A 15,071-nucleotide genomic window follows, 5' to 3' on the forward strand; every position below is an offset into this window, starting at 1 on the left:
GCGCAGTACCGATTCCTGCGCAGTGACCCATCATGACCCTGATCGACATCAAGAACCTCCAGCAAGCCGCCGCCGCATTTGGCGAGGCGCGCGGCTGGGGCAAATATCACAGTCCCAAGAACCTCGCCATGGCCCTCAGCGTGGAAGTGGCCGAGCTGGTCGAGATCTTCCAGTGGAAGACCGAGGGCGAAGCGCGCGAGATCATGTCCACCGACGAGCGCGAGCATGTGGAGCAAGAGCTGGCGGATATCACGATCTACTTGTCGCAGTTGCTGAACGCGCTGAATGTGGACCTGGATGCAGCGGTGAAGGCCAAGATGGAAGTGAACGCGCTGAAGTATCCGGCGAAGACGGGTGGCGCGGCTTGAGGTAGCGAAGCGCCTAAGGCAAGGGCGCCGCCCTTTGGGGCTGCGGCGTTTCTTCTGAACGATGGAGGGGGAGGCCAGCGGCTGCTAGCCTCCCCCGCTTCGTTCAGAACGCGTACAGGCGTGCTGGATTTTCCACCAGGACCTGCTGCCTGAACCTAGCCGTGGGAAGCCAGTCCCGGAGGGAACGCGCGAGCGTTCCCTCCGGCAAGGTCTCTCGGCAGTCGCGGCGCGTCCGAAGTGGACCTGCGAAGTGCAGCATGTACCGGCGCTAGTGAGCTTGATCGAAGCCGGTATCGGGGTGGGTGCCGTGCCCGCCTACGCGGTGCCCGGCGGTCATCAGGCCAGCCTGGTCAGCGTCTCGCTGGTCGAGCCGGAGATTTTTCGCACCATAGGCATAACAAGGCGTCGCGGGCGGCCACTGACTCCGGCCGCGCAAGCCTTCCACGATATATTGGTCGCCTCCCATGGGCAGCCTACCCATCAGGGAGCTCGCAAGAAGAGGGAGGGGGCCACGGGGGCAGGTTTGCAAAAATGACTGCAAATTTATAGAATGCATGCAATGAAAGCATTGCTATGAGGTGAAGTATGCCAGTCATTACCGTTCGCAACGTACCCGACGAAGTGCATCGCGCGCTGCGGGTGCGCGCAGCGATGCATGGGCGCAGCACCGAGGCGGAAATCCGTGACATTCTCGAGCAGGCCGTGCATCCAGAGGGGCGCGTCAAGCTGGGTTCGCTACTGGCCGAAATCGGCCGAGAGGTCGGCGGCGTCGATCTCGAGATCGAGCGCGACAAGATCGCGACTGAGCCGCTGAGCTTCGAATGATCCTGCTCGATACCAATGTCGTATCCGAACCGCTGAGGGCGGTCGGCGATCCGTCGGTGCTGGCGTGGATCGATGCGCAGAATATTGAAACGCTCTACCTGGCGGCGATCAGTCTGGCGGAGTTGCGTTTCGGTATCGCCGCGATGCCGGCGGGCAAGCGTAGGGAGATCCTGCAAACGAGCCTGGAACGGCGCGTTTTGCCATTGTTTGCAGGCCGAATCCTGTCATTCGACGCCGCGGCATCGAGTGCCTATGCGGAAATCCGCGCGCGAGCAAGGGCCCAGGGCATGGCGATCGCGACCGCAGACGGGTATATCGCTGCCACGGCTGCCGCCAATGGCCTGACTGTGGCGACGCGGGATACCGCCCCATTTGAGGCGGCTGGCCTTGAGATAATTAATCCCTGGGCCAACGCTTAAGTCCGCAGCAGCCCCCATCCCAATGCTGGCCGGCAATTCCGGCCACTTCCATGCTGGAGCACTCGCACCGCCATGAAGATCCTGATCGCCAGACTGAACCACGAAACCAATACCTTCTCGCCGGTGCCGACGCCGCTGTCGTCGTTCCATCCGCACTATGGGGAGCAGGCGTATCGGGCCAGCAAGAACACGCGCACGGCAATTGGTGCCTTTATCGATCTGGCGGAGGCGGCGGGTGCCGAGTTCGTGGTGCCGGTCTCGGCTGGCGCTAACCCGAGCGGCCGCGTTGCGGCGCAGGCCTATACCGCGCTATGCGATGCCATCGTCGACGCGGCGCCCGGCTGCGACGCGGTGATGCTGGACCTGCACGGCGCCATGGTGGCGGAGAACAGCGACGACGGCGAGGGCGACCTTCTCGAGCGGCTGCGCGCAGTGCTGCCCGACGTGCCGATCGCCATCGCGCTCGACCTGCACGGCAATGTCACGCAGAAGATGATCGAGCATGCCGACATCGCGGTCAGCTTCAAGACCTACCCGCACGTGGACATGTACGAAACCGGCGAGCATGCCGGCCGCCTGCTGATGCGCATGCTCGAGCAAAAGACGCGGCCCGCGCTGGCCTGGCGGCGCCTGCCGATGGTCACGCACACGCTGCGCAGCAATACGGGCGAAGGCGCGATGCAGCGCGCGGTGGCGGCGGCCAGGCAGGCCGAGGCCGATGGCATGCTGGCAGTGTCGGTGCTGGCCGGCTTCGGGCTGGCGGATATCGCGGCGCCCTGCCTGAGCGTGCTGGTGGTGGCCGACGGCGACCAGGCCGCGGCGCAGGCGGCAGCCGACAAGCTTGCCGCGCAGATCTGGGCGGAGCGCGCGGGCTTTGTCTATGAGAGCGAGCCGCTGGCTGAATCGATTGCGCGCGCCGGGCAACTGGCCGCGCAAACCGGCAACGGGCCGGTGCTGCTGCTGGACCATGGCGACAACTGCATGTCTGGCGGCACCTGCGACGATATGCAGGTCCTGCGCGAAGCCTTGCAGCAAGGCTTGGCCGGCATCGCGGTGGGACCGGTGTGCGACCCGCAGGCCGTGGCCGTGATGATCGAGGCTGGCCTGGATGCCACCGTGACCTTGCCGGTGGGCAACAAGGTGCCGCTGACCCAGCTGGGCATCTACCCCACGCCACTGACGCTGACCGGCCGGGTGGCCGCCATCAGCAACGGCGAATACGTGATCAGCGGCCCCACCTACACCGGCGAGCGCATCCGCATGGGCCGCACGGCGCTGCTCGATATCGGCGCGGCGCAGGTGGTGGTGACCGAGACGCCGCAGGAGCACTGGGACCTGGGCATCTTCACGCATATCGGCGTGGATCCGCTGGCGCAGCGTTTCCTGCTGCTGAAATCGCGCATGTACTGCCGGCCTGTGTTCGTGCCGATCGCGAAAGCGGTGGTGGCGTGCGATGGCGGCGGCGTGACGAGTTCGCGCTATGCGCAGTTCCCGTTTCAGCGATTGGCGCGGCCGGTGTATCCGCTGGAGGCGGACGTTACCTTGCCCGCGTAGCCAGCCGCCCGACCCGCTCACGCGATATACGAAACCTCGGGCAGCGCGAACGTTTCGCGCACCAGTTCCGCGCGCCGCGTCACTTTCTCGCAGGATAGTTCGAGGTGGTCGCGCAGCAGGTCGGCCGCCTTGCGCGGCGCGCCATCGGCGGCGGCCTGCAGCACGGCGATGTGCTCGGACATGAACGGGTCCGCTTCGGGCATCGGCGTGGAGACGCCCAGCACGTGCTTGCTCAGTGTGAGGATGCAGCGCGTGCGCTGCAGGCTGCTGAGCAATTCCTTGTTGGGGCACTGCGAGAGCAGCTGCACGTGCAGGTCGTGCTCCAGGTTGTCCATGGCGGTGCGGCTGACCTTGGGGTAGACGCGCTGCACCTTGTGCAGGTCGCCGATCATCCGCTCGATCTCGGCCCGGTCGGTGTGGCCGATGGCGGCGCGCAGCGCGGCGGGTTCCACCAGTGAGCGCAGTTCGTAGAGATCATGGATGCGCTTGGCGTCCAGCGGCGTGATGACCCAGCGCAGGCGCTCGTCTTTTTCCAGGATGCCCAGGCTTTCCAGGCGCAGCAATACGTCGCGCACCACGGTCCGGCCCACGTTGAAGTGGCGGGCCAGTTCAATCTCGTTGACGCGATAGCGGCCGAACACCGACAAGTGCACCAGGTCGCGCTCCACTTCGTCGTAGATCACCTCCCAGCCCAGCGTCTTGCGCGCGACATCCGGCTCGCGGTCCACGCCCAGCATGGCGGGATCCAGCGGGATGCGCCGGGGCGTGGTGCCCGCGGGCCCGGCCACGAAGCCGCGCCCTTCAAAGCGGCTGACCACGCCATCGGCTTCCAGCTCGCGCAGGGCCTGGCGCACCGGCGAGCGGGTGGAGCGCAGGATCTCGGCCACATGGCCTTCCAGCAATACCGTGCCCTGCTCCAGCGAGCCTTCCACGATGGCCTTGCGCAGCAGCTCGACGATGACGGCGTAGATCGGCGCGTGCCGTTGCGCTTCGTCGGCTTCCTGCATGAGTGCGAAGGGGGCGGTGCGCTTGTCTTGTCGCGCGGCCGTCGATGGACTCGGCACGTTGTCTCCGGATCGGTTGGCGGGTTTGGGTGGTGTTGGGTATTTCGTCAGGTACTTCGTCAAGTACTTCGTCGGATGCGTCGCTCGTGGCGTCGGCATGGTGCCAAGTATCGGGCGGCGCATGAACGCATGAACATATGATACACGGGTATCTCCACATATTGACGATTGTCGGCAATAGTCATATATTTCGATCCATGCCGGCGCAAGGCCGCATCGAGACGAGAACAAAACACCGAGACAGGGTGGCGGCCAAGGCCGGCGCTGCCCACAAAAGAGCGATAGGGCGCATCCCCGATGGACTACCAGTTCGATTTCAGCTTCCTGTCCGCCAACTGGCGAGAACTGCTCGACGGGGCATGGCTGACCCTGCGCATGTCTGTTGCGACCATCGTGCTTGGCTTTGTGCTGGGAACGGCGCTGGCGGTGGTGCGCACGCAAGGCCCGGCCTGGGCGCGCCGCTGCGTCACGGGCTATGTGGATGTGATTCGCAATACGCCGCTGGTGATCCAGGCGTTCTGGCTGTTCTTCGGGCTGGCGGCGGTGCATGTGCGCGTGCCGGCGATGGCGGCGGCGGTGCTGGCGCTGGTGGTCAACGTATCGGCCTACACCACGGAGATCGTGCGCGCGGGCATCGAGTCGGTGCCGCGCGGCCAGTTGGAGGCCGCATCGTGCCTGGGGCTGTCGCGCTGGCAGGTGCTGCGCCTGGTGGTGCTGCCGCAGGCGGTGGAGCGCATGTACCCGGCGCTGATCAGCCAGTTCGTGCTGATGATGCTGGCCACTTCCATCATGTCGCAGATCTCGGCGGAAGAACTCACTGCGGTGGGCTACCGCATCCAGTCGGAGACGTTCCGCGGCTTTGAGATCTACATCGTCATTGCCGTGGTGTACCTGGTGCTGTCGTGGCTGTTGCGGCTGTCGATGGCGGGCGTGGGTGCCATCGCTTTCACCCGCCGCCGGCGCCTGAAGACGGCGCTCTGATTCCGCACGCTTCCTCTTTTCCCTTCTTCCACTTTCCTACTTCCTTTCGACGCGGAGCCAAGCATCATGTCCAGCCTTTCCCTGGATCAAGTCTTGTTCATCCTGCGCGGCGCCGGCTGGACGCTGTTGCTGTCAGCTATGGGCTTTGTCGGCGGCGCGCTGGTGGGCCTGCCGCTGGCACTGGCGCGCAGCCGCGGCGGCCGCGTGCTGCGCATGGTCACCGGCGCCTTCGTGCAGCTGGTGCAGGGCGTGCCGCTGCCGGTGATCATGTTCGTGGTGTATTTCGGCATCAGCGTGGGCGGCTTCGACCTGCCCGCGCTGGTGGCCGCCGGCATCGCCATGACGGCGTATTCCAGCGCCTACCTGGCCGAGATCTGGAAGGGCTGCATCCAGGCCGTGCCGCGCACGCAGTGGGAGGCGGCCGAGTGCCTGGCGCTCTCGCCGCTGCAGCGCGTGGTGCACGTGATCCTGCCGCAGGCCGCGCGCATCGCGGTGGCGCCCACGGTGAGCTTCCTGGTGCAGATCGTGAAGAACTCCTCGTACGCGGTGGTGATCGGCTTCTTCGACCTGACCTATTCGGCACGGGTGGTGAACAACTCCACCTTCGAGCCCTTCGTGGTGTTTTCCATCGCGGCGGTGCTTTATTTCGCGATCTGCTATCCGCTGTCGACGCTGTCGTACAAGCTGGAGCGCCGCTTCAAGCGGGTTTGAGTGCGAGTTTGAACGTGGCTGTGAGAGCGGACCCGAATCAGCGGGAAACACAAGACATCATGGAGACAAGCATGGAAGACATCGTCCGCTTCGACAAGGTGAGCAAATCCTTCGGGCAGGTGGAGATCCTCAAGGGCGTGAGTTTCTCGGTGCGCGCCGGCGAGGTGGTGGCGCTGATCGGCCGCAGCGGCTCGGGCAAGAGCACGGCCCTGCGCTGCATCAACGGCCTGGAGCGCGTGAACGGCGGCGCGTTGCATGTGTGCGGCCGCGCCATGCACGAAGACAACGTGCCGCTGGGCGAGCTGCGCAAGGAAGTGGGCATCGTGTTCCAGAGCTACAACCTGTTCCCGCACCTCACCGTGGAAGAAAACGTCATGCTGGCGCCGCGCAAGGTCAAGGGCGTTGGCAAGAAGGAAGCGCGCGAGCTGGCCATGCACGTGCTCAAGCAGGTTGGCATGGAGGAGCGCGCCGGCTACTACCCGGAGCAATTGTCCGGCGGCCAGCAGCAGCGCGTGGCGATTGCGCGCTCGCTGGCGATGCGGCCGCGCCTGATGCTGTTCGATGAAGTCACCTCGGCGCTGGATCCCGAGCTGACCGGCGAGGTGCTCAAGGTGATCGAGCGGCTGGCCGAAGACGGCATGACCATGGTGCTGGTCACGCACGAGATGGCGTTCGCGCGCTCGGTGGCGGACCAGATCATGTTCATGCACCAGGGCATCGTCTGGGAAGGCGGCAGCGGCAAGCTGCTGGATGAACCTTCGACGCCGGAGCTCAAGCAGTTCGTCGGCAACGGCCTTTGATTTCCCGCTAGCCGGCACGACTCAACCTACACACCCACGGAGACACCCCATGCACCTCAACCGCCGCCTGCTCGGCTCGCTCGCCGCCCTGCTGCTCGTTGGCGCATCCGCCAGCGCCTGGTCCGACACGCTCGACACCATCAAGCAACGCAAGAAGATCCTGGTCGCCGTGGATATCGGCGCGCCGCCCTACGGCATGCTCGACAGCCAGGCAAAGCAAAGCGGCTCCGATGTGGAGACCGCCCGGCTGCTGGCCAAGGACCTCGGCGTGGAACTGGAGATCGTGCCGGTGACCGGGCCGAACCGCGTGCCCTTCCTGCTGACCAAGAAGGCGGACGTGGTGCTGGCCTCGTTCTCGGTCACGGACGAGCGCAAGAAGGTGATCGACTTTTCCGATCCCTATGGCGTGATCCCGGTCGTGGTGGGCGGGCCCGCGAAGGCCGGCCTGAAGAGCTTTGCCGACCTGTCCGGCAAGACCATCGCCGTCACGCGCGGCACCACCAGCGACCAGGAACTGAGCCGTGGCGCCAAGGAAGTGCCGGGCGTGAATATCGTGCGCTACGAGGACGACGCCACGACCAACACCGCCGTCTCCACCGGCCAGCAGGACTATCTCGCCGCCGCCATCAGCGTGATTCCCGCGGTGAAGAAGAGCAATCCCACGCGCGACCTGGAAACCAAGTTCGTGATGAAGGCCTATCCCTATGCGATCGGCCTGCGCAAGGGCGACACCGCGCTGAAGGCGTGGCTCGACAACTGGGTCAAGGCCAACCTGAAGAACGGCAAGATCAACAGCATCTACAAGCAGTACTTCGGCATCGCGCTGCCGGACGAAATGATCAAGTAAAGCCCGCACGAATCGGCAGGGCGACCATTCAACCGCGAGAAACCACCCCATGAGCACAGAGAGCATTGTCGCCGCCCCCGCGCAGCTTCCCCGCACGCCGCGCACCATCCGGCTGCATCCCGATGACGACGTGGTCATTGCCCGCGACCAGATGGTGGCCGGCACGCCGCTCGCCGACGAAGGCGTGACCGTGATCGGCCTGGTCCCGCCCGGCCACAAGATCGCCACCCGCGCGATCGCCAGTGGCGAAGCGGTGCGGCGCTACGGCCAGATCATCGGCTTTGCCAGCCAGGACATCCGCGCCGGCCAGCACGTGCATACGCACAACCTGGCCATGGGCGATTTCACGCGGGACTATGCGTTCAGCGCGGAGGCCCGCGCGGTGCAACCGGTGGCGCAGCCTGCCACGTTCGATGGCATCAAACGCGCCGACGGCGGCGTGGCCACGCGCAACTACATCGGCATCCTGACCTCGGTGAACTGCTCGGCCACGGTGGCACGCGCCATCGCGGACTATTTTCGCCGGGACATCCATCCGGAGGCGCTGGCCGCCTATCCCAATGTGGACGGCGTGGTGGCGCTCACGCACGGCGTGGGCTGCGCGGTCGATCCGCAGGGCGAGGGGCTGGCGGTGCTGCAGCGCACGCTGGGCGGCTATGCCTGCCATCCCAACTTTGCCAGCGTGCTGGTGATCGGCCTGGGCTGCGAGACCAACCAGATCTCCGCGCTGCTGGCGACACAGGGGCTCACGCACAGCGACCGGCTGCAGACCTTCACCATCCAGGACACCGGCGGCACCACCAAGACCATTGCCCACGGCATCGAGCTGATCAAGGCGATGCTGCCGAAGGCCAACGCGGTGGAACGCCAGCCGGTGCCGGCGCACCATCTGGTGGTGGGCCTGCAATGCGGTGGCTCGGATGGCTACTCGGGCATTTCGGCCAACCCGGTGCTGGGCGCGGCGGTGGATTTGCTGGTGCGCAATGGCGGCACCGCGATCCTCTCCGAGACGCCGGAGATCTACGGCGCCGAGCACTTGCTGACGCGCCGCGCGCAAACGCCGGAGATCGGCCAGAAGCTGGTGGCGCGCATCCGCTGGTGGGAGGCCTATTGCGAGCGCCACGGCGCCAGCATGGACAACAACCCCTCCGCCGGCAACAAGGCGGGCGGCCTGACCACGGTGCTGGAAAAATCGCTGGGCGGCATCGCCAAGGGCGGCTCCACCAATCTCGCCGAAGTGTACGAGTACGCGCAGCCGGTGCGCGTGCGCGGCCTGGTCTTCATGGATACGCCGGGCTACGACCCGATCTCCGCCACCGGCCAGGTGGCGGGCGGCGCCAACCTGATCTGCTTCACTACCGGGCGCGGCTCGGCCTACGGCTGCGCGCCCTCGCCCTCGGTCAAGCTCGCCACCAACACGGCGCTATGGCAGCGCCAGTCGGACGACATGGACCTGAACTGCGGCACGGTACTGGACGGCAGCGCCACCATCGCCGAACTGGGCGCGGCGTTGTTCCAGCTGATGCTGGACACGGCCTCCGGCAAACGCTCGCGCAGCGAGCTCCATGGCTACGGGCAGAATGAGTTCGTGCCCTGGCAGCTGGGGGCGATTACCTGAACGTGGTTGGCTGCCCGGGCGTGCCCCGGGCAGCAGCCGGCGCGCCGTGCGAGCCCGGTTGCCGGCGTGGCGGACCGGCTCGGTCGCCATGTGCCTGGCCTGCTCAGACCGTTCTACGCCCGCCGCTTGCGGCCGCGCGCCGCGCGGTCTTCGAGGCCGGCTTGCCCGCGTCGGGCACCGGCTCATCAAACGCATCGGCCGCCAGCAGCACGCCCGCTGAGACGATGTACTCCGCCGCGCTTTCGATATCTCCCTGCAGCGCGGCCCGTGCCGCAATGCCATCCCTGCGCTTGAGCGCCGCAACCAGCCGCGCGTGATGATTGACCGCTACCTGCTCGCCCACGCGGCGGGAGCCGGAGCGCAGATCGTGATTCAGGATCGGGCCGATACGCAGCCACAGCGCTTCAATCATCTGCAGCAGGATCGGCATGCCGGCGCCCTTGTAGACGGCGAAATGCAGTTCCTTGTTGACGGAGATCAGCTTTGAGCTGTCCGGCCTGGACCGGGCCATCTCCTCCGCGAAGCGGTCATGGAGGGCGGTGACCTGCACGATCGCGGCGTCGCTCAGGTGCTCGGCCGCCTGCTCTGTCGCCAGTCCTTCCAGATTGACCCGGATACTTGTGATCTCCCGGAACTGGCTCACGCTCATGATCGGCACGCGCAACGCGCGGTTAGGCGTCAGTTCCAGTGCCTGCTCCGCCACCAGGCGATGCACCGCTTCGCGCACCGGCATCACGCTCACACCCAGCGCAGCGGCAGTGCTGCGCAGCGAGATTTGTTCGCCGGGCATCATGTGGCCGCTGATCAACAATTCTCGCAATTGCGCGTAGACGTCTCCACTCAACGTCTGGCGCTTCAAAGGGGTCACAAGTTCGGGTAGGGACATGCGGAAATCATAGCACTTCATAGCACATAGGGTATTCCCGATTTGAGATCTGTGATCACAGATATAACATGGCGGCCATGGAGGTAAATCGCCTCATGCATGGAGCTGACCAATATGTGGAATGACAACTCTCTCGCGGGCAAGCGAGTCCTGGTGACCGCTGGCGCCGACGGCATCGGGCTGGAAATCACGCGGGCCTTCGCGCAGGCGGGCGCCAGTGTGCTCGTTTGCGATGTCCAGGGCGCCAGCCTGGAGCGCCTCGCGGCCGAGCTGCCGGCGGTGCATGGATGCCGGGCTGATGTGTCGAGCGAGGCCGACGTGGCCGCCATGTTCGAGACCGTCGATCGCACGCTCGGCGGCCTCGACATCCTCGTGAACAACGCCGGCGTGGCGGGCCCCACTGGTGGTGTCGAGACCCTGGCCCTGGCCGATTGGGAGCGCACGCTCGCGGTCAATATCACCGGTCAGTTCCTGTGCACCCGCCTGGCCGTGCCGCGCCTGCGCCAGGGAAAGAGCCCCGCTATCGTCAACCTGTCATCGGCTGCCGGCCACCTCGGCATGCCCGGGCGTTCGGTCTACTCGGCGTCCAAATGGGCGGTCATCGGATTCACCAAATCGCTGGCACTGGAACTCGGCGCCGACGGCATCCGCGTGAATGCCATCCTGCCCGGCGCGGTCGATGGCCCGCGCATCCGCGCGGTCATCGCGGCAAAAGCCGAGGCGCTGGGCAAGCCCCTGGAAGACGTCACGCGGGCCTACACGTCGCAAGCCGCGCTCGGGCGCATGGTGACGGCGCGCGATATCGCCAACATGGTGCTGTTCGCGTCCTCCGACCTGGCCGCCAACGTCACCGGCCAGGAGCTGGCGGTCGATGGCCTGACGCAAGCGCTTAGCTGACCTCACCTCCACCAACCGATTTCACACGGAGCCCGCCATGGCCGCCCGATCCAAAGCCATCATCACCTGCGCCCCCACCGGCGCGATCCACACCCCCAGCATGTCGCCGTACCTGCCGGTGACCGCCGACGAAATCGCCGCCGCCGCCATCGATGCGGCCAAGGCCGGCGCGGCCATCCTGCACCTGCACGCGCGCGATCCGAAGGACGGCCGGCCGTCGCAGGACCCGGCGCTGTTCCGGCCGTTCCTGTCGAAGATCAAGGCGGCCACGAATGCCGTGATCAACATCACCACCGGCGGCAGTCCCCACATGACCGTGGAGGAGCGCATGCTCCCCGCCACGACGTTCAAGCCGGAACTGGCCTCGCTGAACATGGGCTCGATGAACTTCGGCCTGTTCCCGATGCTGGATCGCTTCAAGGAGTTCGCGCACGAGTGGGAGCGCGAGCACCTGGAGAACAGCCGCAACCTGATCTTCAAGAATACCTTCAGCGATATCGAGAACATCTTGAAGATCGGCAACGCCAACGGCACGCGCTTCGAGTTCGAGTGCTACGACATCAGCCACCTGAACAACCTGAAGCATTTCCTGGACCGCGGCCTGGTCAAGGCGCCGGTGTTCGTGCAGTCGGTCTTCGGCATCCTGGGCGGCATCGGTGGCGATCCGGAAGACCTGATGCATATGCATCGGACCGCGAACCGGCTGTTCGGCGACCAGTACCGCTGGTCGATCCTCGGCGCCGGCCGCAACCAGATCCCGCTGGCCACCATCGGCGCGGCGATGGGCGCCAACGTGCGCGTCGGCCTGGAGGATTCGCTGTGGATAGGCCCGGGCCGGCTGGCGGCATCGAGCGCCGAGCAAGTGCTGCGTATCCGCAGCGTGCTTGAGGCGTTGAACATCGATGTCGCGACGCCCGACGAGGCTCGCGAGATCCTCGGTCTGAAGGGCGCGGCGAACGTGGCCTTTTAAAGGCCCGCGCCGCGAGCGCAGGCACGCAAGACAACATGCGCACGCCGGAGGCCTTGATGCCTCCGGAACATAAACAGATACCGCCGACAGGAGATCCAGGCCATGTCCACCACTTATGTGCAAACCGCGCGAGAAGCGCCGCTAGCCGATCAGCGCTCGTTGAACGCGCTGTTGTTCAGGAAGCTGATGCCGCTCCTGGTGATGGCCTACGTGATCAGCTTTCTCGATCGCACCAATATCGCGCTGGCAAAGAGCCATATCGCGGTCGACCTGGGCATCTCCGCGGCGGCCTATGGGCTGGGTGCGGGCCTGTTCTTTCTCAGCTACGCGCTGCTGGAGGTCCCCAGCAACCTGATCATGCACAAGGTGGGGGCGCGCTTCTGGATCACGCGCATCATGATCACCTGGGGCTTGCTGTCCGCGGGCATGGCCTTTGTCAGCGGCGAGACCTCGTTCTATGTCATGCGCCTGTTGCTGGGCGCGGCGGAAGCGGGACTGTTCCCCGGTGTGATGCTTTACCTGACCTATTGGTTCGGCCGCAAGGAGCGGGCGCGCGCGACGGGATACTTCCTGCTGGGCGTGTGTATTGCCAACATCCTTAGCGGGCCGCTCGGCGGCGCGCTGCTGCAGATGGACGGCGTGCTGGGATGGCGGGGCTGGCAATGGATGTTCGTGCTGGAAGGCCTGCCGGCGGTGGCGTTTGCCTTCGTCGTGTGGAAGAAGTTGCCGGACGGCCCCGCCAGCGCGACCTGGCTGTCGCCCGAGGAAGCCCGCGAGGTGGAGCGCCGGCTGGCGGCGGAGCAAGCCGAGGAAGCGGCTGCCGGACACGTCGGCCACTCGTTCCGGGGCTGCCTGGCCGATCGCCAGATCTGGCTCGCGATCTTTGTGTACTTCTGCCACCAGATCAGCATTTACACAGTCATCTTCTTCCTGCCGGGCATCATCGGCACCTATGGCAAGCTGTCGCCGCTGCAAATCGGCCTGCTCAACTCCCTGCCATGGATCGCGGCGGCCATCGGCGCCGCGGCGCTCCCGCGCTTCGCCAGCAACCCGCAGCGTTGCCGCCGCATGCTGATTGCGGGGCTTGCCGTGATGTCGGCCGGCCTGCTGCTCGCGGCCTATGCCGGCCCGGTGGTCGCCATGGTGGGCTTCAGCCTGACGGCATCGATGTTCTTCGTGGTGCAGTCGGTCATTTTCCTTTTTCCGTCGTCGCGTCTTGCTGGCGTGGCGCTGGCGGGCGGGCTCGCGCTGGTCAACACCTGTGGGCTGGTCGGCGGATTTATCGGCCCGTCGGTGATGGGCGTGATCGAGCAGACCACGGGCAGTACGAAGAATGGCCTGCTGATCATTGCGGGGATGCTGGTCCTTGCCGCGCTCGTCAGCTCGCGGCTGCGACAGGGGCAGGAAGGGAAGTCGCGCCTGAGCGGCGATCGCTGAATGCCATGCGCCGCACTGCCGGATGCATTGCGCTGCAATTGTGCGGGCCGTGGCCGGATTGCACTTCAATAGCGTTTCTTGCACCGTAAAAAAGCGATGTCGCGATGATGCGGTGCGTTAGTGGGGAAATGCAGTGTAATTAGTGAAAGTACCTACGCCAAAAGCGAAACCTTATGCTATAAATCCTCCTAGACGAAATTTCGTCATTCGACATTTAGCGCTCGCTGCCAATATCGCCAGCGGAGTGCAAGGCAAAAAAGCCCGACCCGGTTCTCTACCGGTTCGGGCTTTTTGCGTTTTGTCGTTTCAATTGGAATTTTTCGAATGGACGCCAAGGCGGCCAGTGGCGGCGCTTTGCCTGAAGAAAACGTATCGAGCATCCGGTTTGGAGTCGCATTGCGTGCGTTTAAAAAAGCACGAGGGTGCTTTCTCTGAATAGTACATCAATCGCCATTTATACGGACCAAGGAGCATCTAATGAGCCAGTTCAATCGCCGGAGATTCGTGCAAGCCGCCGGATCCATGATCGCCTTCGGTGCCGCGTCCAGCGCACTGCTTGTACCTCGCCTCGCCAGGGCCGACGGCCCCGTCAAGCTCGGCCTGCTGCACTCGCTGTCAGGCACCATCGCCATCGCCGAAGCCTCGCTCGTCGATGCAGAAAAATGGCGGTCGACGAGATCAACGCGTCGGGTGGCGTGCTGGGCCGCAAGATCGAAATCGTGGTGGAAGACGGTGCGAGCGAGAACCCGATCTTCGCCGAGAAGGCGCGCAAGCTGCTGGAGCGCGACAAGGTCGCGGCAATCATCGGGTGTTATACATCCGCCTCCCGCAAAGCGGTGTTGCCCGCCCTGGCGCGCGCCAACGGGCTGCTCTTCTATCCCACCTACTACGAAGGGCAGGAGCAGGACAAGCACGTGATCTACCCCTCGCAGGAGGCAACGCAGTCGGTCGTGGCCGCCGTGGACTGGATGGCGCGCGAGAAAGGCAAGACGATCTTCCTGGTGGGTTCGGACTACATCTATCCCCGCACCTGCAACAAGATCGCCAAGGCGACGATTGCGCGCCTGAATGGCAAGCTCGCGGGCGAGGAGTACGCCCCGCTGGGCCATACGGAGTTCTCCTCGATCATTAACAAGATCAAGGCGGCTCGCCCCGATTGCATCTACAGCACGGTGGTGGGCGGCTCGAACGTGGCCTTCTACAAGCAGCTGCGCGCGGCCGGCCTGGACGGCAGCAAGATCACCCTGCTATCGACCGTGGTGTCCGAGAACGAAATCGAAGGCATCGGCAAGGACAACGCGGTTGGCTACTACGCATGCATGGGCTATTTCCAGAGCCTCAAGAATCCGGCCAACGAGCGTTTCGTCAAGGCCTTCAAAGCCCGTTACGGCCAGGACCGCGTGATCGGCGATCCGATGGAGGTGGCGTACAACAGCGTCTACCTGTGGAAGCTCGCCGTGGAGAAGGCCGGCTCGTTCGATACCGACAAGGTGCGCGCGGCGGCCGCCGGCATCCTCTTCGAGGCGCCCGAAGGACCCGTGCGCATCCATGCCACCAACCAGCACGTCTGGAAGAAGGTCCGCGTGGGCAAGGCGCGGCCGGATGGCCAGTTCGACATCGTCTGGGAATCTCCTAACCCGATCGAGCCCAACCCGTTTCCGAAACTCTGAGCCCGCCGGCCCGGCCGTGCCCCG

The 15,071-nt window shown here is 65.2% G+C and carries 16 protein-coding genes; 14 read left to right on the forward strand and 2 right to left on the reverse strand.

The features are described 5' to 3' along the window. The first annotated feature begins 32 nt into the window (after positions 1–32). The 5 genes from OMK73_RS28395 to OMK73_RS28415 all read left to right on the forward strand — a co-directional run bounded on the left by OMK73_RS28395 (position 33) and on the right by OMK73_RS28415 (position 3,166). Complete coding sequence (locus OMK73_RS28395; protein WP_267604949.1) at positions 33–368, forward strand: nucleotide pyrophosphohydrolase; 336 nt, start codon at positions 33–35, stop codon at positions 366–368. Between the two features lie 145 nt (positions 369–513). Beyond that, positions 514–903: a LysR substrate-binding domain-containing protein gene (locus OMK73_RS28400; RefSeq protein ID WP_267606548.1), complete on the forward strand. Its 390-nt coding sequence runs from the start codon at positions 514–516 to the stop codon at positions 901–903. 50 nt (positions 904–953) lie between these two features. Continuing rightward, on the forward strand, positions 954–1,193 hold the full coding sequence (locus OMK73_RS28405) for a FitA-like ribbon-helix-helix domain-containing protein (protein WP_267604950.1): 240 nt from the start codon (positions 954–956) through the stop codon (positions 1,191–1,193). Then, positions 1,190–1,612, forward strand: coding sequence for a type II toxin-antitoxin system VapC family toxin (locus OMK73_RS28410; RefSeq protein ID WP_267604951.1), 423 nt, complete (start codon positions 1,190–1,192; stop codon positions 1,610–1,612). Before OMK73_RS28405 ends, OMK73_RS28410 begins: the two co-directional genes overlap by 4 nt. Positions 1,613–1,684: 72 nt before the next feature. Beyond that, positions 1,685–3,166 carry a M81 family metallopeptidase gene (locus OMK73_RS28415; protein ID WP_267604952.1) on the forward strand — a complete coding sequence of 494 codons (1,482 nt, stop codon included), beginning with the start codon at positions 1,685–1,687 and terminating at the stop codon, positions 3,164–3,166. Between the two features lie 17 nt (positions 3,167–3,183). Here OMK73_RS28415 and OMK73_RS28420 read toward each other — a convergent pair whose 3' ends face one another. After that, positions 3,184–4,230, reverse strand: coding sequence for a GntR family transcriptional regulator (locus OMK73_RS28420; protein ID WP_267604953.1), 1,047 nt, complete (start codon positions 4,228–4,230; stop codon positions 3,184–3,186). Positions 4,231–4,527: 297 nt separating this feature from the next. Between OMK73_RS28420 and OMK73_RS28425 the strand changes: the two genes are divergently transcribed. The 5 genes from OMK73_RS28425 to OMK73_RS28445 all read left to right on the forward strand — a co-directional run bounded on the left by OMK73_RS28425 (position 4,528) and on the right by OMK73_RS28445 (position 9,187). Further along, positions 4,528–5,211 carry an amino acid ABC transporter permease gene (locus OMK73_RS28425; RefSeq protein WP_267604954.1) on the forward strand — a complete coding sequence of 228 codons (684 nt, stop codon included), beginning with the start codon at positions 4,528–4,530 and terminating at the stop codon, positions 5,209–5,211. 66 nt (positions 5,212–5,277) lie between these two features. Then, positions 5,278–5,922 (forward strand): amino acid ABC transporter permease, encoded by a 645-nt coding sequence (locus OMK73_RS28430; protein WP_267604955.1) that lies wholly within the window; start codon positions 5,278–5,280, stop codon positions 5,920–5,922. A gap of 71 nt (positions 5,923–5,993) precedes the next feature. Continuing rightward, positions 5,994–6,722 (forward strand): amino acid ABC transporter ATP-binding protein, encoded by a 729-nt coding sequence (locus tag OMK73_RS28435; protein ID WP_318231279.1) that lies wholly within the window; start codon positions 5,994–5,996, stop codon positions 6,720–6,722. Between the two features lie 49 nt (positions 6,723–6,771). Further along, entirely contained in the window at positions 6,772–7,569 is a 798-nt protein-coding gene (locus OMK73_RS28440; RefSeq protein WP_267604957.1) for a transporter substrate-binding domain-containing protein, read from the forward strand. Between the two features lie 49 nt (positions 7,570–7,618). Next, complete coding sequence (locus tag OMK73_RS28445; RefSeq protein ID WP_267604958.1) at positions 7,619–9,187, forward strand: UxaA family hydrolase; 1,569 nt, start codon at positions 7,619–7,621, stop codon at positions 9,185–9,187. Positions 9,188–9,290: 103 nt separating this feature from the next. On the opposite strand, the gene OMK73_RS28450 is transcribed toward OMK73_RS28445, so the two are convergent. Then, positions 9,291–10,073: a GntR family transcriptional regulator gene (locus tag OMK73_RS28450; protein ID WP_267604959.1), complete on the reverse strand. Its 783-nt coding sequence runs from the start codon at positions 10,071–10,073 to the stop codon at positions 9,291–9,293. A 114-nt stretch (positions 10,074–10,187) separates the two neighbouring features. On the opposite strand from OMK73_RS28450, the gene OMK73_RS28455 reads away from it, so the two are divergent. The 4 genes from OMK73_RS28455 (at position 10,188) to OMK73_RS28470 (ending at position 15,047) form a co-directional block, all read left to right on the forward strand. After that, entirely contained in the window at positions 10,188–10,970 is a 783-nt protein-coding gene (locus OMK73_RS28455) for an SDR family oxidoreductase (protein WP_267606549.1), read from the forward strand. Positions 10,971–11,007: 37 nt separating this feature from the next. Beyond that, positions 11,008–11,940 (forward strand): 3-keto-5-aminohexanoate cleavage protein, encoded by a 933-nt coding sequence (locus OMK73_RS28460; protein ID WP_267604960.1) that lies wholly within the window; start codon positions 11,008–11,010, stop codon positions 11,938–11,940. Positions 11,941–12,042: 102 nt separating this feature from the next. After that, positions 12,043–13,377 (forward strand): MFS transporter, encoded by a 1,335-nt coding sequence (locus OMK73_RS28465; protein WP_267604961.1) that lies wholly within the window; start codon positions 12,043–12,045, stop codon positions 13,375–13,377. Positions 13,378–14,039: 662 nt separating this feature from the next. Further along, a complete protein-coding gene (locus OMK73_RS28470) occupies positions 14,040–15,047 on the forward strand; it encodes a transporter substrate-binding protein (RefSeq protein WP_324291773.1) in 1,008 nt (335 codons plus the stop codon). Positions 15,048–15,071 lie beyond the last annotated feature (24 nt).

This window comes from Cupriavidus sp. D39, assembly GCF_026627925.1.
Taxonomy (GTDB): Bacteria; Pseudomonadota; Gammaproteobacteria; order Burkholderiales; family Burkholderiaceae; genus Cupriavidus; species Cupriavidus ulmosensis.